General features: G+C 65.4%; 25 protein-coding genes and 2 pseudogenes. 17 read left to right on the forward strand and 10 right to left on the reverse strand.

Annotated elements, in window-relative coordinates; translation table 11 throughout:
- The first annotated feature begins 120 nt into the window (after positions 1-120).
- Entirely contained in the window at positions 121-627 is a 507-nt protein-coding gene (locus tag NP3_RS23295; RefSeq protein ID WP_063043723.1) for a hypothetical protein, read from the forward strand.
- A gap of 178 nt (positions 628-805) precedes the next feature.
- On the opposite strand, the gene NP3_RS23300 is transcribed toward NP3_RS23295, so the two are convergent.
- Both NP3_RS23300 and NP3_RS23305 read right to left on the reverse strand, forming a co-directional pair.
- A complete protein-coding gene (locus tag NP3_RS23300) occupies positions 806-2,281 on the reverse strand; it encodes an NERD domain-containing protein (RefSeq protein ID WP_157124480.1) in 1,476 nt (491 codons plus the stop codon).
- A gap of 101 nt (positions 2,282-2,382) precedes the next feature.
- Positions 2,383-3,243: a hypothetical protein gene (locus NP3_RS23305; protein WP_063043725.1), complete on the reverse strand. Its 861-nt coding sequence runs from the start codon at positions 3,241-3,243 to the stop codon at positions 2,383-2,385.
- 827 nt (positions 3,244-4,070) lie between these two features.
- Between NP3_RS23305 and NP3_RS23310 the strand changes: the two genes are divergently transcribed.
- The 8 genes and pseudogenes from NP3_RS23310 to NP3_RS50585 all read left to right on the forward strand — a co-directional run.
- Positions 4,071-5,027: an ADP-ribosylglycohydrolase family protein gene (locus NP3_RS23310; protein ID WP_063043757.1), complete on the forward strand. Its 957-nt coding sequence runs from the start codon at positions 4,071-4,073 to the stop codon at positions 5,025-5,027.
- A gap of 249 nt (positions 5,028-5,276) precedes the next feature.
- A complete protein-coding gene (locus NP3_RS23315) occupies positions 5,277-5,612 on the forward strand; it encodes a hypothetical protein (RefSeq protein ID WP_063043726.1) in 336 nt (111 codons plus the stop codon).
- 219 nt (positions 5,613-5,831) lie between these two features.
- Positions 5,832-6,068: pseudogene (locus NP3_RS51565) on the forward strand (M20/M25/M40 family metallo-hydrolase); the annotation flags it as partial.
- A 37-nt stretch (positions 6,069-6,105) separates the two neighbouring features.
- Positions 6,106-6,747, forward strand: a complete 642-nt coding sequence (locus tag NP3_RS49915; RefSeq protein ID WP_063043727.1) for a peptidase dimerization domain-containing protein — start codon at positions 6,106-6,108, stop codon at positions 6,745-6,747.
- A 218-nt stretch (positions 6,748-6,965) separates the two neighbouring features.
- Complete coding sequence (locus NP3_RS23325; protein ID WP_157124481.1) at positions 6,966-8,078, forward strand: hypothetical protein; 1,113 nt, start codon at positions 6,966-6,968, stop codon at positions 8,076-8,078.
- A 126-nt stretch (positions 8,079-8,204) separates the two neighbouring features.
- Positions 8,205-9,356: a UDP-N-acetylglucosamine--N-acetylmuramyl-(pentapeptide) pyrophosphoryl-undecaprenol N-acetylglucosamine transferase gene (locus NP3_RS23330; protein WP_245721080.1), complete on the forward strand. Its 1,152-nt coding sequence runs from the start codon at positions 8,205-8,207 to the stop codon at positions 9,354-9,356.
- 268 nt (positions 9,357-9,624) lie between these two features.
- On the forward strand, positions 9,625-10,110 hold the full coding sequence (locus NP3_RS23335; protein WP_218024921.1) for an HD domain-containing protein: 486 nt from the start codon (positions 9,625-9,627) through the stop codon (positions 10,108-10,110).
- A 51-nt stretch (positions 10,111-10,161) separates the two neighbouring features.
- Positions 10,162-10,461, forward strand: a pseudogene (locus NP3_RS50585) (NUDIX domain-containing protein); the annotation flags it as partial.
- Between the two features lie 227 nt (positions 10,462-10,688).
- Here the strand turns inward: NP3_RS50585 and NP3_RS50590 are convergent.
- From NP3_RS50590 to NP3_RS23370, 6 genes are all read right to left on the reverse strand, one after another.
- Positions 10,689-10,946, reverse strand: a complete 258-nt coding sequence (locus NP3_RS50590; protein ID WP_063043731.1) for a hypothetical protein — start codon at positions 10,944-10,946, stop codon at positions 10,689-10,691.
- 102 nt (positions 10,947-11,048) lie between these two features.
- Entirely contained in the window at positions 11,049-11,405 is a 357-nt protein-coding gene (locus NP3_RS23350; RefSeq protein WP_063043732.1) for a hypothetical protein, read from the reverse strand.
- Positions 11,402-11,626 carry a hypothetical protein gene (locus tag NP3_RS23355; protein WP_063043733.1) on the reverse strand — a complete coding sequence of 75 codons (225 nt, stop codon included), beginning with the start codon at positions 11,624-11,626 and terminating at the stop codon, positions 11,402-11,404. Before NP3_RS23355 ends, NP3_RS23350 begins: the two co-directional genes overlap by 4 nt.
- A gap of 177 nt (positions 11,627-11,803) precedes the next feature.
- On the reverse strand, positions 11,804-12,031 hold the full coding sequence (locus NP3_RS23360) for a hypothetical protein (RefSeq protein WP_063043734.1): 228 nt from the start codon (positions 12,029-12,031) through the stop codon (positions 11,804-11,806).
- 357 nt (positions 12,032-12,388) lie between these two features.
- Entirely contained in the window at positions 12,389-13,171 is a 783-nt protein-coding gene (locus tag NP3_RS23365; RefSeq protein WP_063824871.1) for a DNA-methyltransferase, read from the reverse strand.
- 427 nt (positions 13,172-13,598) lie between these two features.
- A complete protein-coding gene (locus NP3_RS23370) occupies positions 13,599-14,192 on the reverse strand; it encodes a hypothetical protein (RefSeq protein WP_063043735.1) in 594 nt (197 codons plus the stop codon).
- Between the two features lie 270 nt (positions 14,193-14,462).
- Between NP3_RS23370 and NP3_RS23375 the strand changes: the two genes are divergently transcribed.
- The 8 genes from NP3_RS23375 (at position 14,463) to NP3_RS23405 (ending at position 20,426) form a co-directional block, all read left to right on the forward strand.
- Positions 14,463-14,903 (forward strand): hypothetical protein, encoded by a 441-nt coding sequence (locus NP3_RS23375; RefSeq protein ID WP_063043736.1) that lies wholly within the window; start codon positions 14,463-14,465, stop codon positions 14,901-14,903.
- A gap of 264 nt (positions 14,904-15,167) precedes the next feature.
- Positions 15,168-15,422, forward strand: a complete 255-nt coding sequence (locus NP3_RS23380) for a hypothetical protein (protein WP_063043737.1) — start codon at positions 15,168-15,170, stop codon at positions 15,420-15,422.
- A gap of 97 nt (positions 15,423-15,519) precedes the next feature.
- On the forward strand, positions 15,520-15,825 hold the full coding sequence (locus tag NP3_RS23385) for a hypothetical protein (protein WP_063043738.1): 306 nt from the start codon (positions 15,520-15,522) through the stop codon (positions 15,823-15,825).
- Between the two features lie 431 nt (positions 15,826-16,256).
- Entirely contained in the window at positions 16,257-17,462 is a 1,206-nt protein-coding gene (locus NP3_RS23390; RefSeq protein WP_063043739.1) for a hypothetical protein, read from the forward strand.
- 350 nt (positions 17,463-17,812) lie between these two features.
- Positions 17,813-17,998: a hypothetical protein gene (locus NP3_RS48155; protein WP_157124482.1), complete on the forward strand. Its 186-nt coding sequence runs from the start codon at positions 17,813-17,815 to the stop codon at positions 17,996-17,998.
- A gap of 8 nt (positions 17,999-18,006) precedes the next feature.
- On the forward strand, positions 18,007-18,963 hold the full coding sequence (locus NP3_RS23395) for a hypothetical protein (RefSeq protein WP_063043740.1): 957 nt from the start codon (positions 18,007-18,009) through the stop codon (positions 18,961-18,963).
- A 290-nt stretch (positions 18,964-19,253) separates the two neighbouring features.
- Positions 19,254-19,679, forward strand: a complete 426-nt coding sequence (locus NP3_RS51570) for a peptidase dimerization domain-containing protein (RefSeq protein WP_063043741.1) — start codon at positions 19,254-19,256, stop codon at positions 19,677-19,679.
- A 228-nt stretch (positions 19,680-19,907) separates the two neighbouring features.
- Positions 19,908-20,426, forward strand: a complete 519-nt coding sequence (locus NP3_RS23405) for an NUDIX domain-containing protein (protein WP_218024922.1) — start codon at positions 19,908-19,910, stop codon at positions 20,424-20,426.
- Positions 20,427-20,449: 23 nt separating this feature from the next.
- Here NP3_RS23405 and NP3_RS23410 read toward each other — a convergent pair whose 3' ends face one another.
- Positions 20,450-21,667 (reverse strand): acyl-CoA dehydrogenase family protein, encoded by a 1,218-nt coding sequence (locus NP3_RS23410; protein ID WP_063043742.1) that lies wholly within the window; start codon positions 21,665-21,667, stop codon positions 20,450-20,452.
- Positions 21,664-21,930 carry an LbetaH domain-containing protein gene (locus NP3_RS51165; RefSeq protein WP_281197482.1) on the reverse strand — a complete coding sequence of 89 codons (267 nt, stop codon included), beginning with the start codon at positions 21,928-21,930 and terminating at the stop codon, positions 21,664-21,666. Before NP3_RS51165 ends, NP3_RS23410 begins: the two co-directional genes overlap by 4 nt.
- Positions 21,931-21,939 lie beyond the last annotated feature (9 nt).

A 21,939-nucleotide genomic window follows, 5' to 3' on the forward strand; every position in this document is an offset into this window, starting at 1 on the left:
GGGGAGGACACATGCGCAGTTTGGAAGACCGGTTCGCCGATGTGCTCGAGGAGTTGAACCGACCCGATCGCCCGCGACAAGCCCCAACGCGTGTCGGTGCCTGACGGCACTATGTACTTTATGGCCGCGACCCCCGCTCAACCGCACCTCGACAACCTGTACGGCTGCACCGCGAACTGCCTTCTCTACGAGGCCGATCCGGGACCGAGCGAGCTCAATATCGGCTCGCAACTCGAGCCCCGAATGGTGTCACGCGCGCAGGCCTGGCGCGACTTCTACGCCCAGCACCTCACCCTGGTCGTAGGCGCGAACTCGCAACTCCTACAGCACTGCCTCGACTTCGCCCGCCAGGAATACGACCGGCCACGCCACAATCTGGCCCCCGACACCGTCCGCGAAGCGCTGGAATTCTGGGCCTGCGCCATCGAGATCGCCCAGATGGCCATCGATCTCGTGACCGGCAGCGGCGCCGCCGACAACGACAACGACCGCCAACGCCTACTCGCCAGCGTCGAGCATCAGCAAACCAGCACCGCTTTCCGGGTACTGCCCGACATCGTCGAACGATCAGCGACCGATCTCGCCGAAAAACTCGACCAGATCGACCGCAACGAACCTACTTCCTGAACCTGTTCAGCCACCTCGAACAGGCTTACCGACAGCGTGATTCGGCCGTGGCACGCCCAGCCGTTCAGAAAGTGCGCCGTCGCGATTCATCGAATGCTGAATAAGAATCGAGCATTGACTAAGAGCGCGGTGACGACTTCTCGCGTGCTCGGTGTCGGCAAGGTGCTCGCGACCGCGGTTAGTCGATCGGGACTGGCGTTGCCGCGCGCCAATTGTCCCACAACTTGAGTGAGTTCGGGTTGCGCTCGAGGACAACGCCTTTGACCGCACGATCGAGCGCGACCGGAGTGGGCGGCTTCGCGGTGAGCGCGTCGAGCAACCGTGCCTGCCCGTCGGGCAGCCGGGCCACCGTGGGCAAGATTTCCTCGACGCTATGTGCGCTGGCGGTCGCAGTCTCGACCGCGGTGGCCTCGAGCAGATCCTCATAGACATAGGTATCGACGAGGTGCAGCGGCTCCAAGGTCACGACGAGTCCGCGGATCGGCCGATCATCGGGAATGTGGGCGAGCTCAGGGATCCGCCCGGCGATCAGCTTCGCCGTGGTGGCGATCTGGTTGCGGGCCTTCTGCACTCGGGAGGCCAGCGTCTTCAACCCGTCCTCGTCCCCGAGGCGTGCGGGCTCGATCGACCGCATCCCCTTGGCCTCCACCAACAGCACCAGCTTCGGCAGCACCACCAGCCAATCGCAGGTGAGCTTGTTCTCGTGCCCATAGCGAACCTCGGGATACACCTGCGCGCCCTGCGACTCGAGCAGCCGCAGATGCCGACCGACCAGCTTCTCGAACGACTCACCCACCAGTTTCGGGAATCCGTCACCGAAGGCGCCGATGCCGGTGAAGTACATGCCCAAAGGAGTGATCTTGTGCAGCACGAACGGAGCGATCGGCGCCGAATACCCATCGGGCCGGCGGACCATCGGATTGGCGAGCAGCGGGTTCGACAACCACAACTGGCGACCACCCGCGAACAGTGCGGTCTCACCGGACTTGGCGGTCAGCTCGAGCTCGGCACGGTCGGCGGCGAAATGTGTGTCGATGACCGCCGTGGCGGTGTGGGCATCGACGCCCTCGCCGAACGCGCCGACGCGCGCGGCCGCGGCGATCGCCGCATGAGGGAATCGGCCGGCGTGCACACCGACTCCGACGAAGGCGGTGAAGGCCAAGGTCAAGTATGTCGGCAGCGGCACCCCCAGCGCCTGCTCCCATTGGGCGGCGGTAGGCATGTCGGTCAGTGCGGGATCGTGGTCGTCGAACAACGCCAGGGTCCGGGTGATGTCCTCCAGCTCGGCGTGCACGAACAGTTGCTGCTGGTAGCTGAGTCGTCCGAGCAGCCGACGCATCACCGGCGCGGCCAAGATCCCATGGTCAGGAATGTCGGGGTGGTCTACCTGGATCGCCAAGTGGCACAACCTGGTCAGGTCTTGGTCAGTGACCGGTTCATCGGACCGGTAGACCATCGACTCGGCCAACGCGGTACGCGCGACCGCGGCCAACGTGAACTGCTGCACCGGTGAACGGATAGGCAGGCGCGCTCGAGCCACACGGCCGGCTTGAATCGCCGCACTGGCGGCGGCGACCTTGTCCAGCAACCGATCTCGATGGAAGCGCCGAACCGCGCGCGAGAACTCGCGGTAGGGCACACGACGCTCATACACCGGCACAATCCTCCGACCCCGACCCCCACCCTTGCCACCGGATATTCGCTGCGGCCAGCCACGACGAACTACCCAGCGACCGCCGGGCGCGAGGAAGCCCGCTACTCGACATCTCTCGCCGGGTCGTGGTCCAGCGGCGGCCGCACGATGTACTGGAAGTACGCGCGGTGATCGAACCCAGCGAACTTCTTGTACTTCGACTTCTCGGCATACATGCGAATGTGCACGCCGTTCCTCTCACCGACGTCTCCCTCACTGACGATCCATTCCAGTTCGACCGGATTCCCGTCGACCGAGACCTTGGAGTCCTCCATGGTGCCTGCGCTCATCCTGGTCAGATCCCACCGCAGCGGCCGGTCGTGTGGATCGGTGCCAGTTGCCGTGAACAGCACACGATCACCGGGCCGCAAGATCGTGCCGGTCACCGAGCCACCGAACATCTCCCCGTTCAGCGGGCGCTGCTCAACGAGCCGATGACCGAAACTGTCGATAACGGACTCGATCCGCGGGTAGTACTGGCCGGACTCGTCACGACTGCTCATGTACAGCGTCACCTGATTTCGTATCTTCCCGGCGATCCCGGAATACAACTCCCGCTCGAAGACCAACAGCGTACGACCATGCGCTACATCGTTTCTCAGCTCAGCGAATACCTCCAGCAACTGAAACATCCGATCCCGCGCACCCAGCGCCGGCTCCAGCTCGTCCCAATGCGCACCCGCGATCTCGAGCAAATCGGAAAAGTGCGAATACGCCAGCCCCGGCTCGTCCACCTCGGCTACCCCGCGCTTACACCGCTCTGCCGCCTTCGCCGCGCGCTTGTCCCAATCCTTTCGCTGCTTCGCGGTCGCGACGACCTCGAGCCAAGCGGCGCCGTGCTTCGTGCCGTACGCGTAAGCCATCAACTCACGCAACGCGTTTTCGCAGGTCGTCAATGCCGCAGTCGGCTCGAAAGTGGTCACCGAGAGAGGATGGCACAGTACAGGTTTCGCACGACACCAAATTCCAGACAGAGCCTCTCAGCCGATCGGCCACCCGAGCGAACAGTTCGACGACGTGTCAACAGCCAGCGACTCCAACATCCGATATGCAGGTGGGGCCAACCCCAAGATGGCAACGGATCGAACGCTGACGATGGTCGCATGTCCGCGCGCCGATCGGTGATCATTTCCACCTTCCGTCAGCGGCTGATCAACACCTACAGTCCGTGGCGCTGACGACTTCTCGACCTTCAGCAGGTCGGTCCCGGCGAAAGCCGACCATCCACGATGGCCGTTTCAGCGCAGTGAAAACCCTAGGGGACATGCTATTTGCCCTAGTCATCGGCGAACTCTCTTGCACCAACCTTGACAATAACCACATTACGGGGGTATTGTCACGTATTCGACAAAGCAAGAGAACACAACCGCCCGTTCGCGCAGGAGCCCCCAGCGGTTCTCCACCGCCCGCACTCCACGTCTCCGAGAGCGGCTCGCCGCATTCTGCGCATCGAGCTGCCACTACCGCTGAATCCCCAACTCTCCCTTCTCGACCCGATACCGAGCATCAAGGAGCCGCAAATGGCTGACCAGCTCTCGGCGTCATCAGGTTCCACCGCAGCCGCCCGGCCGCCATCATCCACCACCAGTACCAGCAGAAAGGGGCCACGATGAGCCCTATACTGATCAACCCGATACTGACGAACGTTCGATCTCTGGGCATTTCCCTGGATCTGCTCGGATGCCCACTGCGCACCCTGGCGCGCTGGGTGGGGTGGCTGCGCGAACCCGCGCGCCAGAATCAAGAGCCCATGGGTCTGACCGCCGATCAGGCCGACCGCGCCGCAGGCGTCCTTCTGGGCACCGCCACCGGCGATGCCCTCGGCGCAGGCTACGAATTCTCTCTCCCCACACGGAAGACCGTGATCGACATGATCGGTGGAGGCGCGTTCCGGTGGGAGCCGGGCGAATGGACCGACGACACCTCCATGGCGATCGCGATCGCCCGCGCCGCCGCCGACACCGGCGCCCTGCACGAAACCGCCGGTCTCGACGCCGTCGCGGCCCAGTTCGTCGCCTGGATCGACTCTCGGCCCAAGGACGTCGGCGGCCAGACCCGCGCGGTCCTCAACCAACGCAGCCGCACCGCCCGGCAGATGCGGGCCCGCGCCGCCAAGATCCCCGGCCGCCGGGGCGGCAACGGGTCCCTGATGCGGACCGCGCCGGTCGCGCTGGTGTACCTCGACGACGCCGACACCTGCGCCGTCGCGGCGGCGCTGGTCAGCTCGCTCACCCACGCCGACCAGCGCGCCGAGGAAGCGTGCGCGCTGTGGACGCTGGCTATCCGGCACGCGGTCCTGCACGGCACCTACGACGGGCTGCGCGCGGCGCTCGCTTACGTCGATGCCGACTACTGGGCGCCTCTGCTCGACCAGGCCGAAACCTCCAGGAATCCCCGCAAGGACTTCCCGAAGAACGGGTGGGTCGTACACGCCCTTCAAACCGCCTGGTGGGCTATCACCCATTCCGACACCCTGCCCGGTGCGCTCGAGCTGGCCGTGCGTGCCGGACGCGACACCGACACCACCGCTGCCATCGCCGGCGGCCTGCTCGGTGCCCGCTGGGGCGCCAGCGCGGTTCCCGAGCGGTGGCAGAACCTGTTGCACGGCTACCCCGGGATGCGGGCCGACGACCTGACCGACCTGGCCCAACGCATCGTCGCCCGAAAACCAGCCCGGCCCCCCGCGGCCGCGCCGCACGATCAGTAGCCTGCTGCGGCGCGGCCCTCGGTGTCCTTCGACGAGCGCTCCGCGTAGCGCGCAACGGAGGCAGCGGAGTTCGAGTCCCGAACATCCACATTGAGGCGACCATCGTCCAACATGCTATCGGCGGACGGTGTATCGAAAAGCTTTGCGCTGCAAATGAAAAGTGAAATGTCAGAGTTGCCCTGTCGGCATTGTGCCGCACAGTGTGAAACGTAGAAAGAGAACATCGAACGAATGGAACACCCACCACCAGTGGCCTCGGACGGCGAGATCCGGATCTGCGCAAGGCAGTGCACCACATGCATATTCGCCGCCGGCAACAAGATGCACTTGAACCCAGGCCGCCTGGCACAGATGATTCGCGAAGCGATGGACCGCGAAGGCCACATCGTGTGCCATTCCACCCTCAACCATCCACGGGCCGCGATCTGCAGAGGCTTCGCCGACCACCCACACGCGCGACAACGCAGCCTCGCCCTCCGCGTGGGCCTCGCCACAGGAATCCTGGCATTCGTCGACCCACCGGCCACCGACGACACCGACGCGCAAAGTACGTCGCCCACGGCCAGCCGCGAACAGGGCAAATAACACGTCCCCTATCCCCACTAGCGGTCAGCGACGTCTCCCGCCTCTTCGTCATGACCACCGGACACCTGCACTACCTGGACACAGACCCGGCAGTCGGGGCCCGGCCTGATCTGCACGACCGGAGCGTGTGGCGACGTCAGCGGCATAGGCTGTCCAGTCGCTGCAGTGCGAATGCGGCGTCTTTGATACCCCCGCCTCGACACCGCCGTCTTCGGCGACGAGCACGCCTGGGCCCATCCGCCCGCCGACCCGGTCATCCGCGACGGATGGCTCTGGGGGCGCGGCTCGGCCGACAGCAAAACGGCGGTTTCGATCTTCTGCCACCTCGCCGACCGCCTGTACCGCGACCGCGAACACTTCACCGGCAGCCTCACCCTGCTACTCGACCTCGACGAACACACCGGCGGATTCGCCGGAGCCACAACCTATTTCGACTCGGCCACCGACGTCGGCGGGGTGATGATCGGCTACCCCGGCCTGCACCACATCGTCGTTGGCGGCCGCGGTGTACCGGGTGCGGCTGCACGTCCACGGCGTCGCCAGTCACGCCGGCGGCCGCACCTCCACACCCAACGCCATCGGCAAAGCCGCCGAGATCATTACCCGCCTCTCCGCTGTCGAACTACCTTCCAACAGCAGCCCTGGGTTCCCGCCGGGCAAGCTGACCGTCACCGAAATCGGTGGCGGGCAGGGCTACTCCGTCACCCCGGACCTGTGCAGCGTCAACATCGACATTCGCACCACCCCCGACTTCGACGACGCCGCCGCCGAGACATTGATCTGCCGTATCGTCGACGACACTGATCGCCGCTGGCCCGACACCAAACCCGCCCTCATCGAGCACGTCCAGCACTGGCCGCCCTACGCCCACCCACACTCAGCGCCAGCCACCGCCCTATTCGCCGCCACCGCCGCCCTCGGCATCGACACCGCCGCGAAAATCGCCGGACCCAGCAACATCGGCAACTACCTCGCCGGTCTCGGCATCCCGGTCACCGCGGGCTCCGACGTCGACAAGATCGGCGAACACAGCACCGACAAACGCATACGCACCGACACCATCCCCCTCGTCCACGCCGCCTACCACTGCGCCGTCCGAGACCTCCTCACCAGCGCAAACACGCAGACACATTGAGAACGGAGCGACCGCAGCGCGTTGGGTCCCCCGGAACCACGGTGCGGCGTCTACCATGTGATCCGCCAAGGCGCTGGCACGAATCTGAGCCGCCCCGCCCACGCCGGGAGCGGCGCCGATGACCGAAGGGTCTGGGACCGTCGCGCCAACTTCTGCCTGTCGACATGCGCATCAGGCGGGGATTGCGTGGGGTCCGCCGCCGGAATGACGAGTCGACCATGCCCAGGAACAACGCCCAAGCCAAACGTGCCCGCCGGGCCCTCGCTGCGGATGCCGGGATCTCCTACACCGCAGCATTTTTCGCCGACCCTCATCGGGTAGCGCCGCGCTTTGCCGACAAGGACTTCCACACAGCCAGTCAAGCCGGCGAGGCACCAGCCGGAACCCGGCATGTGCAGGTCGCACGCGGAAATGGCTACGTCCAGATGCGCGCAGGGGCTGATCCCGCGGTGATCACCTTCACTACCGAGCAGTTCGACCGCTACCAGCTCGGAGCACGCCGCGGCCACCCGACCGGCACGCCACTGTTCGTGGTCACTCGCGAGGACGACTGGCGCTTCCTCAACGCTGAAGACCCCGACGGGGTGATCCGGACCGACCCCCACGGGCACAGCTGCTTCCTCGACGGCGTCTTCCGAGGCGAGTTCGGTGGGCCGGAAAGCGGTCGCACCGAAGGGCTTTCGTCTGGCCGCGCGATGACCGCCCGAACCTACCCGATCGCGGCCTACGCCGAGATCGGGCCCGATGATGCCGCACTGACCTGCGCGCGCAAGACATGGGCCGCGCTGGCACCGCTGATCGCTGCCACACCGGTAATGCGCCAGTTCGACTCCCGCGGCCGCCTCACCCGCCGCGCCCCGCTGACCACCGACCTACCTACCGCGCCCACGGCAGTCCCGGTCTACCGCAACCGCACGACCCGGCTCCTGGCGCTCGACTTCGATGGACCACAGGGAGAAGACCTCCCGCGAATCGACGCCGACGTGCGGCAGATGATGCGATGGACCTACGAATGCGGCGGAGAGGTGATCACCGACCGGAGCACCACCGGGTTCGGCCGACACGTGCTCGTTCCGTTGTCGGCCGATGTTGCCTGCGCCGAACTCGCGCCGATCCTGCAATCACTGGCAAAGCTGCTGCCGACGCTCGACATCGCGGTGATGCTCAACGACACCTACGGCGCCATCATCCCGCCCGGCTCCCGCACCACCGCAGGAGGGTACCGGGTATTGGACTGCTCCATCGGGGCAGCGATCGAGGCCCTGAACACGAGATGTGCTGCCGGATTTCTCGATCGGCTGACGCTGCTCACCTGCGTGTTCACCGACTGAGAATGCATCCGCATCGTAGACCCCGAGAGTGCCAGACGCATGGGGGCTGGTGGAAGGTCCTGCCGCTGGCCTACCTGGTGGCAGACTCGAGCGCGCTGAGACAGCCCGATCATGGAAGGCGGCGTCGTGCGGGTAGCGATAGCGGGTGGTGGTACCGGAGGGCACGTTTTCCCCGCGCTCTCTGTTGCGCGGGAACTGCGAGCTGGCGCAGATCCAGTTCAGGTTCAGGTGCTGTGGTTCGGGCAGGCCGACTCGCTCGAGCAGCGGACCGCGGCCGCCGACGATATCAACTTCGCCGCGGTAGCAGTGGGAAAGCTGCGTCGGGACCGCAACCCGCTGCGGATGTTGACCCACGCCAATGCCGTCGACATGGGGCGGGTGCCGATCGGTGTCGTGCAGGCAGTGCGCCGGTTGCGCGTGTTCGCGCCGGATGTCGTACTGACCACGGGCGGATATGTGGCCGTGCCAGTCGGTGTGGCTGCTGGCGTTCTGCGAATTCCGTTAGTGGTGCATGAGCAGACAGTCGGGCTGGGCCTGGCGAACCGGGTATTGACGCGAACCGCGACCGCAGTGGCAGTGACCTCCGAAGCGACCGTCGCGGTGTTGCCGCCGCGGGCGGCCGCACGCGCAGTGGTCACCGGCAACCCAATCCGTGAATCGGTGCTGGCCGGCAGTGGACCTGCGGCGTTGGACCGGTTCGGGCGTGGGTTCGACCGGAGGCTGCCGACGGTGCTGGTCACCGGCGGCGCGCAGGGCGCCCACCAGATCAACACCGCCATCGCCGACATGCTGAAGTCGCTGCTGGGCCAGGCGAATGTGATTCACCAGGCCGGTGCTGCGGACCTTGCCGGGTTGCAGCACACAGCATCCGCGTTGCCTGACGAGCTAGTCGGCCGCTACTACGTCACCGACTTCATCGACGGGGCGGGAATGGCGGATGCATTGGCGCTGGCCGAGGTGGTGGTGTGTCGCGCTGGTGCGGGCACGCTCGCCGAGCTGACCGCCGTAGGCAAGGCCGCGGTGCTGATACCGTTGGCGTCGTCAGCGGGTGGCGAGCAAGCGCGGGCGGCGCGGCTGCTCGACCGATCCGGCGCAGCGATAACGGTGGCGGGCAAGGTGACCGGAGAGACCGTCGGCGCCGCCATTACGGGGCTGCTCGCTGACCCGGACGCCCGCGCTCGGCTCGGCAAGGCCGCGCGGGAGCTGGGACGTCCGGATGCCGGACAGCGTCTGGCGGGGCTGGTGCGTGCCGTCGCTGCCGGCGAACCGGTCAGGTAGTCGCAGAGTTGAGCACATCAGCCAGCCGCGACGACGGTGTTGACGTCGGTGTCGGTCATGGCGGGATGAAACGGCAGCGACCAGTTCCGGTGCCCCTGCCTGCCGGACCTCGATAACGTGGGCTCGTTTTACGCCTCCGACGATGACGCGACAAAGGAACCCAACATGGACGCCAATCAGCAGCTCGACAACGACACTGCCCGCGAGATCGCGGCGTTCGCCTTCGAGTTGGGCGTACTCAAACGCGAAACCCGTAAAGGATGGCTGGATGCGTGCGTCACAAACCCCGAATCTGTCGCCGAAACATACTTGCCGGACAGCGCAACTCGCGGCGCTGATCGCCGCATACGAAGGGGGCGACCCTGCCCGCGCCGCGCACCTGGCACTGTGGCACGACAGCCAGGAAACAAGGATTCGCGACCTTAATCAGGTCGCGAAGCCTTTCCTCGGCGACCTCGACCACGAAGCCGTCACTGTCACCCAAACCTCCGGCCTGCCCGACCTGTTGCAGGTACTCGTTCGAGACACCGTCGAAGAGTTCGAAGCACAGGCCACTGCGGAAGCTGTCTGCGCCCGCGACGCCGACCGCCTCGAGTGCCTGATTCAGGCCCTCGAATACCAAGCCGCCGGCAATACCCTCATGAGCGAATGGATCACCGGGTCCAAGGACCGCCTGAAAACCGCCACCGCCAACGTCATCGCCGAAGCAGCAATGACAACCCCGGTTCTGAAGTGGCGCACCACGATGGGTTAACCGGCTCGTCACGAACCAGCGGCGAGCTGCCACCGACAACAAAAGGACCAAATGAGCGCCGCCACAACCGAACTCATCGCACGCGCGGTCATCCGCTCCGGCGACCGAATCCTGGTGGCCCGAGAACGCGGCAAGCACTACACCTTCCTACCCGGTGGCCACGTCGAACCAGGCGAACCTGTCGAACAGGCCCTGACGCGCGAACTCGCCGAAGAACTCGGCACCACCGCCGACATCGGCGAACTCCTCGGAGTCGTCGAACACGGATACACCGAGGCCGACACCACCCACCACGAACTGAACCTGGTCTTCACCGTGAAAGTCGACGGTGAACCAACCAGCCAGGAAAGCCACCTCGACTTCCTCTGGCTGACCATAGATCAGCTCCCAAACCGAACGCCCGGCCGCGCTCCGCGACGCGCTGATCGACAGCCAGGTCACCCCATTCTGGCGGCGGTGGGATCACTGACCGGCCTGCTGGCCGCACTTGAAGGAACCGTTACTCGAATCGCGGTGGTCGGCAGACGGCTGCCTAGCCCAATTCACTCTGGCCAGCCGCCGAGCCGACTTCCGCTGACCTACGGATGTGCCGACGGACCGGCGGTCCGGCCGTACAGGACGTCGGCCCCAAACAGCCGCAACAAGTCGACCTCGGCACCCAGCCGTTCGCGGTCGTCACGAGCGGCCATCACCTCGGCGATCCTCGCCATCCCGAAACGGTCGACCAGCTGGCCGTGGATTGCCGCAGCGGCGTCGCTGTCGCCACGCTGGTGCGCGGAGTGCAGGTGACCCATCTGCTCAAGAATGTGTTCATCCTGGTCGGAGGTCTCGCTCACGGCTTCCGATTCTCCCGGGGTGCAACGGAGTCGACAAGCTCAGATGTGTGGCTTTGTAGGCGGCTCACTGCACCGATTCCGCACCGACGGGTTACCGGCGGCCTACGGCTGCTCCGCCGGATCGCCGGTCCCGGCGGCGCGTCCGTGCCGGGGTCGGCGCATGTTGACGAAGATCAGCAGGCTGAGGAGGTCGATGCCGCCGGCCTCGTCGCCGAAGATCTGGTGCGCGGCGAAGTCGGGAAATCCGCCGTTGTCCTCGACCTCGCGGATGAGCGCGCCGACGGGATCGGGATGGTTCGCGATCGTCTCGAACCACAGCCCGTGCAGGTGGGCGAGCAGGCCGCCGAACCGCGGATCGGTTTCCACGATATCGGTGTGGCGGAACAGCGAATCCTCCAGCTGCGCAGTGAGATACGCGATCGGGATCCGTGAGTAGTCGCCCGCCCGCGAGCCCGTCACCCCGAGACCCCTTCCCCGTCGCGCGGCCGCGGTTCCGTCAGCCGCGCGGTGCCGAGCCGGGCCCGGTACTTCTCGGCGATCTCCGGCGGCAGCCCGGCGGCGAGCTCGCGGGCGTAGGCGCGGGTGGCGGTGGCCTGGTGGCGGCGCTGGCGAGCCAGCCGCACCGGCAGCTCCGCGGCCAGCGCCTCGTCCACCTCGGCGCGGCGGATACTCAGCGTCACCAGCAGCTCTAGGGCGGGATCGGTGTCCCGGTCGAGCAGCCAGACGTGCAGCGCGGTCAGCTGCTTCGCGTAGGTCGGTGTCCGGTTCCCCTTCCGGGACAGCGGCCCGGTGTGGAGGGAGTCCTGGTGTGGTTCCAGGGCTCCCTCGCCGTTACGGCTACCGGGTCAGGATGTGGCTCAGACGACGGGAGAGGCCCACTTCTCGGCGGCGTCGAGCAGGAACAGGCCGATGCCATCACCGGCGGCGGAATGCCGTTCGCCGTCCGGGGCGATGAGCGAGGCCACCCACCCCGAATCGGTGTGTTGCAGAAGCAGGTCCACTCCGAGGGTGAGTTCGAGGCGGTCGGCCGCTGCGCGCTCGGCCTCGGTGAGACCCAGCATCAGCCCCGAGATCATGTCGGTCATGTTGTCAGCTTTCCACGAGAATCGGTCACTCGTCGATGTAGTTGACCATCGCGGCGAAGACCTGGCGCATGGTCGGCGTGGACACCGTCCCGATCGGGTCGGTGAGCCATTCTCGGAAGATCATCTTGGGCCGGTAGATGTGACGACGGCCGCTCCCGACATGAGATCGACCTCGCTGAACGGGATGGCATGCTGTCGGGCCGCGGCGGGAATCGTCGCGGCGGTTTCGCTGGTCACAGGCCGATGACGGTGGGAAGGCTCGCGTTGGCGTCGGTGTTGCTCACGACGAGCACGCGGTCGTCGGTGATGCTGGTCGCCTTGTCGCGACCGGCGACGGTCCGCCGGGAACCCATCGCCTCACTCTGCAAACGCCTTGCCGACAACGTCGCTTGCCAGTCGGGCATATGTAGAAGAAGCTTCGATTCCGAAGAATCTCCGCCCCTCCATGATGGCGGCCGCGCCTGTGGTGCCGCTTCCGGCAAATGGGTCGAGAATCAGTCCCCGCTCAGTCGTGGACCGCACCAACTGCTGCATCAGTGTCAGCGGCTTGGCGGTGATGTGTTTGCGAGCGCGCCCTTTCGGACTACCAATGGTGAAAACCCCGGGCAGATACGGCGGCTTATGATCACGGTCGAGCTGCCCATGCGACGCCCAGAGCACGTACTCGCTTTGATTGCAGAACCCCGGTTGGGGTCGAGCATTCGTTTTTGCCCACACAACGATCCCCCGCCATCGCCAGCCCGCCGTCTGCAATGCATCGCTGACGGCTGGCAATTGCCGCCAGTCGGTAAATACGAGTGCAGTCCCGCCGGGGCGCACCACCCGAAGGGCCTCGCTCAACCAGAAGCTGCACCACAAGGTGAAACTGCGCTGGTCACGCTGATCTCCGCCGAAATCCGGCATCATGTGCCCTTGCACCGAGTCAGAACTGACGTACTTCTCGGCCGCAGACCGCGACGTGCGATCGGTGGTGAACGTACCACCTGAGCAGTACGGAGGATCGGTTACGATCGCGTCGAAAGCCGCTGGCGGTAAGCGGCGCATGACATCCAACGCTTCACCACATACGACCTGCGCAGGTAGTGATAAATCGACCGAGTTGGCGAAACCCGCTGTGTCAGAGATCAGTTCGGTGGTCATGCTCCACTATTGCTCGACAACATCCGACAGCCGGGTGCCGACCACACCGCGAGCTCTCTCACACGTCCTTCGAAATAGCGCCATACGTGCGGCCTCGACACGTCCCCGATTTGTGTGGACTCGCAGACTTCCCCCACATGATGTGATGCAAATAACAATCCATTGGAGGAAGTCGCCAGGGCCACGGTAGCTTCGGCTCGACGAGTCAGCCGACTATAACAACGAGAAGTGATGGCCGAGCGCTCAGGTGAACGCGCAATTGGGACGCACTCCGCCGGGCACAAGACGCTTTCCGCAGCACCGCCTCCTGAGTGATCGATGAGCTGCTGACAACGTATTTGGATGCTCAGGCGCTGACTGGCAGGCTCGCACATTCAAATATCGCGAATTCTCGTACGCTGCGTGGTAGTGCGCAGTACCGCCCACGTCAAAGTTGCTGACCGGCCTTACGCGTGTCCTGGCAACTGCTGTCCACGAGTGCGATATAGGCGCGGGCGCGCGGCCAAGGATCGTGGAGGAATTCGGCGCGGGTGCGGTGCCAGTGCCTGGCGCAGAGCTCATCGAGCCCCATTCGAATGGCGCGAGACTGATAGTTAGCCGTAGGTTCAACCGCGCGCGAGACTTCGAGCAGTTCGCGTTCGAGGGTCCAGCCGCAGTGGTCGAAGGCCCACGTCCCGTCGCTGGCGTAGACGTGACCGGGATCGGCGGCCTCGGCCGGCCACAAGCCTTTCGCACTGAATCGGGGTAAGCGGGTTTCGAGGAAGGCGTAGGCCAGGATGTGGCAAGCACCAGCCGCGAAGAACCATTGGTCATCACGATGCCAGGCAAGATCCTGGTCCGCCCGTTCGAGCGGTGTGCGGCGGAATACTGCGCACGGGATGTACACACCACCAGCGTATTTCATCCGGAGGCGCCAGACAGGCGAGGTCGCGCCGCTGGTCTGAGAATTGACTCCTCGGATGTCCGACGGGTTAGGACTGCTGACCTGCGGCATCAATTGGCCGACCGCCACCGAAACCATCCCGTAAAGCTCAGGGGGACATGGTATTTGCGCAGGTTGACAGGCTGATTCTGGGCATCGAGCAAGCCGACCGACATCTTTTTGACAATACCTCTTTTATGGGGGTATTGTTTGTGTTCGGCGCCAGACGCCGGGGCCGCATACCAGCGGTTCCTTCAACGAACAGTCCGACTCACGGCCGCGTCGTTGCCTGCTGCGACGAGCCCGCGCCACCGCCCATGGGCTGCGTCTGCCTTGCCTATCTCCTCTCACGAAACCGGGAGCACACGAATGGACCACAACCCTGCTTGGCCCTTGGACCCGCAGCTGCGCACGAAGATCAGCGAGATCACTGGTAGCGCCGAACTCGACAACCTCCAGAGCCTCGAGCGGGCTCTCCAGCAGATCTTCGACCTACCCGGAGGGTCTGGCAGGGAAGAGCTCATCTCCAGGGCTTCGCTACTGTTCGTCGCTGCGCTGGCCCAACCGAACCCGGTCGACGACACCGCGATCCGCTACATCGTCTTGGATTGGGCTGATAACGGATTGCACCCCTTGTCGATGCACGATGCAAACTTCAACGTGGTCACCAACGACGAGCTCGCGTTGGAGATCACATTTCGGACTGTCAACCTCCGCTGGATGGACCACCCCAGCATCGTTGCTGACAAGGACGGGCCGGGCACGTTCGTACTCGACGTGTATCGCGTACTCGCTGACAACGACCGCTGATGCCTCGCCCCGGCGATGGACGACGAGGGCCGCAAGGTCCTGGAAATGCATCTCGTCCAGCGGCTCAGAGCGGCCGCGATCGCCCGCGCAATGGGCGTGGACGAGTCGTCGAGAGCCGAATTCTGCGCGGAAAGACCCACCGCAACATCACTTTTGGTGCCCTGATCGTTTGCCTCGCGCCTGGCACGCTCCGGGCACGGGACTGACCACCAGGCCGAAACAGTAGAGACCCCATTCGCCGCGCCAGTAAGGGAGCCACGAATCATGAATGATGTCGTATTCACCCAGGACACCCGTGATCTCATCGAGATCCCCGAACTTCGCGGCACCCCCGGTTATTGGCGCTTGCGCGAATGGTTCAGCACATACGACAAGCAGACAAACCAGCTCATCGAGAGCTGGACCGTGTGCCGCCTCACCAATCCGAACGAAACCATCGTGAACGGCCCGCGCGGAATCATCGCACCCGTCGCCGACCTGCAAGCCGCCGCCGAATACATCAGCACACAACGCCGTTGAACCAGTCCTAGTCGTTTGCCTTCGCCAACGAAAATGCACGTAGCCCGAACGATTAGTTGAGGCAGCCTCCTCCGCGCCGGCAGGCAAGATAGCGGTCGTGACCACGATCCTCCTGCAACCACAGGACCCCGTCGGATTCGTCGCCGATGCCTGCGCCGCACTCGCCGACCAAGTCAACCGAATCCGCGCCCTACCACCGCAAGACTCCATCGACCAACTCGCCCAGACCTACGCCGAGCTCGTCATCGCCTACAGCCACCTCATCGCGCCCACCATCACCAACCGCGCTCGCACCAACATCATCTCCCACCTGATCGACCGGATCCGCGAAGCCCAAACCGGCGATATAACCACCCCACTCCTCGACGCCGTCGACCGCCTCCACGCCGAACTCACCCACTGAACCCACAGAAGGATTGATCGGGGCCACTGCGCAGCACTGCGGTCCTCGAAACGGCAGACATCCTCGACCCGACGGTGATCAACTCCGCGAGCTACCGGAACACCACCGAACAACATCGAACACGCGTGTCCGTTGCCCGATGCTCAGGGTTCACCCACGGGCCCGGCCGCGGCTCATCGAGATCGTACGCAACCTGACCGACCGCATCGCCGAAGCCCAAACCTACGGCTGGCTCGGCGAAGTCTAAAGGACACTTCAGGTCAGCTCGACTGCCGCCAAAAGCTAACTCCCCCAACTGGATAACTCCAGCAAAGCTGGAGCTGGAGTGACCGACTCGGTCGTCCGATCCTCCACCTGACTGACGAGCATCCCCTTGTCAGTGGGGCTGGATACAGTCCAGCCATGTCCCCCACCAGACTGGAGGCCAGCAAGTGACCACCCCAACCGGGCTCGCCGCCGCGCCTTGGAAGCCGCCGGAGCCGCGCGAGCTGCCGGAGTGGCGCATGCGGATGTGCGAGTACACCAGCAGCGAGGAGTCCATGTACTCGCTCGCGGCAGCCATCAACGCTGGACATACCGCCGTATTCCCGACCGTGCCCGGCGTGGGTGCCTCCCCCGGCTCGATCGCCTCTGTGCTACTGGCCCGTTCGGAAGAGCGTCGCCTGAGCGAAGCGCAGCTGTACTACGCCACCGCCGATATGACCTCGCTCGCGCTGGCCGCCGCGTCCACCCCGCCCACCGAGCCGGTCAAACCGTCGCGGCTTCCCTCCCCGTACGGGTTCATGGCGTTCGCCGAGCCGATCGGCGGATACACCCATGACGTCGCCGACGTCCTGGGTGGCGGTCCTATGGCACGGGAGGGGGCCCATGCCATTCTCACCACGCCGATCGTCGCTGTCAGCTGGGGCGTGTGGGCACCAGACGATGTCGACGTCACCGGCGGCCCCGCCGTGCGCTGGTTCAACCAGCGCAACCACGGCCAGCTGAATCCAATCCCCGACAACTTCGCCGGAGTGTGGCTCACCTTCTACGCCCCGCCCGGTAGCGCCTTCGACGCTTTGGCGCCGGACACCATCGTCGGCACCGCGCCGGACGGCACCGCGATGACTGCGGGCGACATCCGGTCTCACCCGCGCCGCACCCCACTGAACTGGGACAACGAAACCATCTTGGCATTCGGCGGACCGTTCGGTGAGCCGGAGCCTGACACCACGAAGCAATGGGCTCAGGTCGTCTACACCGCCTGGCAGCTGATGAGCCAGACCGGAAACAACCAGCTCACCGAAGTCGATGAGATCCCTCGCAACCGCGCTGGCCGCAAACGCGACCACCGCGCCGGTATCACCGGCCCCTCCGCCGTCCGGATCGTCAACGTCCACAACGCCCACCGCCCCAGCCGGACCGCCACCGAGCAGGACGCCACAGCTTCCACCGGCCGACGCGCCCCGCAATGGTCCTGCCGCTGGCCCGTGCGCCCCTACCGGCGCAATACCTGTCTCAACCCCCGCGCCCACAGCGACGATGGGTGCGAACACGAGGAACGCATCGTGCCTCCCCACATCAAAGGGCCCGCAGACAAACCGCTCAAGATCGGCGAGACCGTCCACCTCTGGGACCACCAGCCGGAAGACAGCTGACCGCGGGCGACGAATGTTGCCTGGTGATGCTCCTACTCGTCGTCGGTGTGTTCCTGGGTTTCGCGCAGGAACCAGCGCCCGGAGTCTCGCTGCCTCGGCTGATCGGCCCCGCGCTATACGGCGACAGCTAGGGCCTGTGTCGAAGTGAGTTGCAGGGAGTGGCACCGCTGTGCGGTGCCCCTCCTGTTTGTTTCTGAAAGCTGTTGTCTGCGTTGGTAGATGGGTGAGGTCTCCGATAGCTGGTTTGTCGACCAAACGAACCTGAATTCAGGTCCGGCGCATTGAAACCCGCCTCAGCGACCTCCTCGGCGAGCAGGTCTAGCGCGAAACCGGGCTCGGCAGCAGACTCGATGACACCGACCAACTCCAAGCCCGGATCACCACCCCTTGAACAGCAATTCGCCGATCTGCGTGTGCGCTTCGAAGAGCGCAGCGAAGAGCTCGATACGGCCCGCGCCGCCAACCGCGAGTTGATGGCCCAACTCAACCGGCCCGATCCGGGCGCTGGGGTGACGGGGACCCGTGTCCGGAGTTGACTGGACCCATGAGTTACGGCGCTAGCTCGACAAGGCGCCCTCGACGCACGAAAGCGCAGGTCGAGGAGCTGCGGACCGAGCTGTATGCCCTGGTAGAAGCGGCGCGCCCGTGCTCGGTGCGCCACGTCTACTACCTCGGGATCGGGTGGCTGTGGGACAAGGACAGCGGCGGCTCGCGCCGGAACTATTCGGTGGTCGTCCGCGAACTCGGCCTCATGCGCGAGCGCGGGGATCTGCCGTGGGAATGGATCACCGACGGCACCAGACGGGTGCAACAGGAGATCGCCTACGACTCGATCGAGGACGCCATGGACCACACGGCGCAGCACTATCGGCGCAACCTGTGGAGCACACAAACACGGCGAGTAGAGGTGTGGTGTGAAAGCGACTCGGTGGCCGGTGTCCTCGAACCTGTGACGTCGGCCTGGGGCGTGAGCCTGTACTCCTGCCGCGGCCAATCCTCCAAGACATTCGTGCACGAGGCCGTCGCGGAGTACACACGCCACGGCAAGCCTGTGAGCGTCATCTTCGCCGGCGACTTCGACCCCACCGGACGCGCAGTACCCCGATCCGTCGTCACCCGCGTCAACCGCTACAGCGGCGGCGACGGGCTCGACCTGAGCTTCCGGCAGATCGCCGTGACGGCCAGCGACGTGAGCTCCGGCGAGTTCGTCACCCACGACGTCAACACCCGCGATGTCAACTACTCCCGCTACCGGCAAGAGTGCCTGAGCGAACGCATCGATCCACACAACGCGGTCGAGATCGAAGCCCTCAGCCCCGGCCTGCTACGCACTCGGCTCAGCGAAGCGATCGAGTCCGAAGTCGACGACGTCCGGCAATGGAACATCCAGTCCCACACCGAGCAAGCCGAACGGGAACTGCTGCGCTCCCTGCAAGCCAGCGTGCACGACATAGTCCGCAACGCCACCGACAAATCCGTCATAGACAACAACGACGGGTGAATCTCATTGCTACCCAACGTGCCTGGCGCGTAGCTCACGCGCCTAGTCCGGATCGGTGCCGAAAACCCGGGCGGATTCCTGCACGGTGTTAGCGACCCTGACACCGGGTCGATCGGTGGTGTGATGATCGGTTATCCCGGCATTCACGAGGTGGTTGTGGGCGGACGTGGAGTGTTCCGTGCGCGGCTTCACGTGTTCGGGGAGGCGGCCCATTCGGGGGCATCCAAGAGCACATCCAGGAACGCAGTGAGCCGAGCGGCCCGGTTGGTCGGGCCCTCAAGGCAATCGAATTGCCGCCGCCGACACCGGACGGCTTTCCGCTGCCGTCCAAGCTCACTGTCACCGAGATCAGTGGCGGCGGCAGCTTCACCATGGTGCCCGACCACTGCGTCGTGGGTATGGACATCCGGCTGACCGACGTCGTTGACGACGACACAGCAGCAAAGCTGATAGATCACGCAATCACTCTGCTGGACAGTTCATTTCCAGCACCGCGCCCGACAACAATGGACGTTGTCGTGTCGTGGCCACCGTTCCTGCTCGGCCGGGACGATCAGCCCGCCGCAGCGCTTACCGCGGGTGCGCGAGCTGCCGGATTAGACGTCGGGCCCAAGGTTGCCGGACCGTCGAATATAGGAAATTTCCTTGCGGCAGAGGGGATTCCGGCAACCGCCGGGTTCGGCTTTGAGTTTTCGAGGTCTCCATTGTGCCGATGAGCCGGTCGACCTGTCTGGCCTGCCCGCGGTCCAGGTCGCCTATCACCATGCTGCGCTGTCGTTGCTGGGAATGCCGCTCAAGGGGATTCCGGCAGTTCCGGGCTGTCGAACCGGGCTCCACCTGCACCGCCGCCGACGGCCACGGCTACGCGGATCGGCAATGTTGATGCATTCACGGAGCGGACACGAACTCACCTAATCGCACAGGATGTGGCTATCGTGTCGCAGGTGACCACGTCGAGTAAGTCTGGAGCATCCGGCGCCGAGGTGCTGCCTGTGGAGCAGTATGTCGCGACGCTGAACCGCAAGCGGATGGCGGCCGGGGTGTTGTTCCGGGACTCGCGCGACCAGGTGTTGCTGGTGGAGCCCAGATACAAGGAGAACTGGGAGATCCCCGGCGGATCGGTCGAGGCGGATGAATCACCGTGGGAGACCGCGAAGCGGGAACTGGTCGAGGAGACCGGCTGGGACGCCCCATTGGGCCGACTGCTGGTCGTGGATTACGTTCGCCCGCAGGATGGCCGTCCGGAAGGGGTCGTGTTTGTATTCGATGGCGGCGTGCTGACCGAAACCGATGTGAGCAGCATGGTTCTCAGCCCGACCGAAATCTTCTCGGCCGACTTCTACTCGCTGGAGGATGCTGCCAGCCTGGTGAAGCCGTTGCTCGCCGATCGTCTGTCCGCGGCGCTGGAGGCAGCCCGCGACGGTGTGACCGTGTTGTGCGAGCAGGGGCGGCGCATCGCCTGATCACTGCACCGCCCCTATGGGGGTCAAGCCGACCGTGGTAATAGCGGTTCCAGCGCCCGCACTGACGCGGCGGTGCTGGGCCGGGTGGCGTGCTGCTTTCCGGCGGCCCGGTAGAGGCTTTCGTGAATGCCGTCGGCGTACAGTAGCCCGTTCAGATCGCGGCGCGTCTTCGCGACCTGGCTGTCGGCGCAGAATCCGACAGCGCCCAGCAACAACACCAGGTCGGCGGCAGCCTGGTTGGCGAGATCGATCCCGTGGGCCTTCGTCACAGCGGCCCACCATTCCGCGTCCGGATGCCCGGCCTCGGTCAGCCGTCCCGCGGCGGCGGCGCCGAGCAGCGCGGTGACCAGTTGCGCGTGGGTGCGCCCGAGTGTCACCAGTGCCGAGTCCCGCAACCGCGTGACGTCACCTGCGGCCTGGCGGGCTGCGAGCGCTGCGGTGACGGCGTCGAACACCGCAGCCGCGCCGCCGATCGCGGTGGCGGTGACCAGTGGCCGGTACCTGGCGAAGTGGTTGCGCAGCAACGTCATTCCGTCTCCGTGCAGGACATCGTCTGGCCGGACTTCGACACCGTTGAGGTCGAGGATTCCCCAGCTCCAGCCTGCCAGTCCAGAGGGCGGGATCGGCCGCCGGTGCAGGCCCGGTGCGGTGGCGTCGACTGCGGCGGCGGCCAGCGTGCCGTCGGGAGCGCGGAAGAATACGACCAGCACCGCCGCCTCGGTCAGTCTTGAGATCCAGGTCTTGCGGCCAGTGACCAGCCACGTTCCATCGGCCGCCTTGCGCGCGGTAGTGCGGGTGGCGGCCGGGGTGGATCCGCCGTGCGGTTCAGTGATCGCGATCCCGGCCAGCTGTCCGGCCAGCAGATGCGGAACCCACCGCTCGCGAGCCGCTGCGCCGCCGTGGCGGGCGATGAGCGCACCGTGCCCGAGCCCGACAGCATCACGCAAATCGATGTCGTGATACCCGCAGACGAATTGCGCCAGCACCGTGAACAGCGCCGACCGGGCCGTGGTGTCGAGCACGCCGCGGCGCGACAGCTCGGCCCGAATCGCCAACAACCGGCGGCTGCGCTCCGCACCGGCAGGTAACTCCGGCTCGAGCTGGAACATCCCGGCTACGTCGTCGAGCGTGTGGGCGAGCGCGACCAGGTGGTGCCATTCGCAGCAGGAGCCGGGGTCGAGCAAGGCCTGCAGTGGATCCAGCCACGTGCCGATCGCGTCGGGGAAGTTGATCGTGTTCACGATGCCTCCCCGTGGACGCGGGCGGGGTGGCCATAAGCCAGTGCGCCGGGTGGGATGTCGTGGGTGACAAGGGACGCGGCTCCGACGAGCGCGCGGGCTCCGATCGTGACGCCCGCCAGGATCACCGAACCGCTTCCGACCTTGGCGCCAGTGCCGAACTGCGGCGCCACCAGTATCGGTTCGCGGTGCGGATCACGCCAGGTCAACGTCTTGTCGTTGATGGTGCGCACCCCCGCACCGAGGAACACTCGGTCCGACAGCACCGCGGAACT

It is taken from the genome of Nocardia pseudovaccinii NBRC 100343 (assembly GCF_001613225.1).
Taxonomy (GTDB): Bacteria; Actinomycetota; Actinomycetes; order Mycobacteriales; family Mycobacteriaceae; genus Nocardia; species Nocardia pseudovaccinii.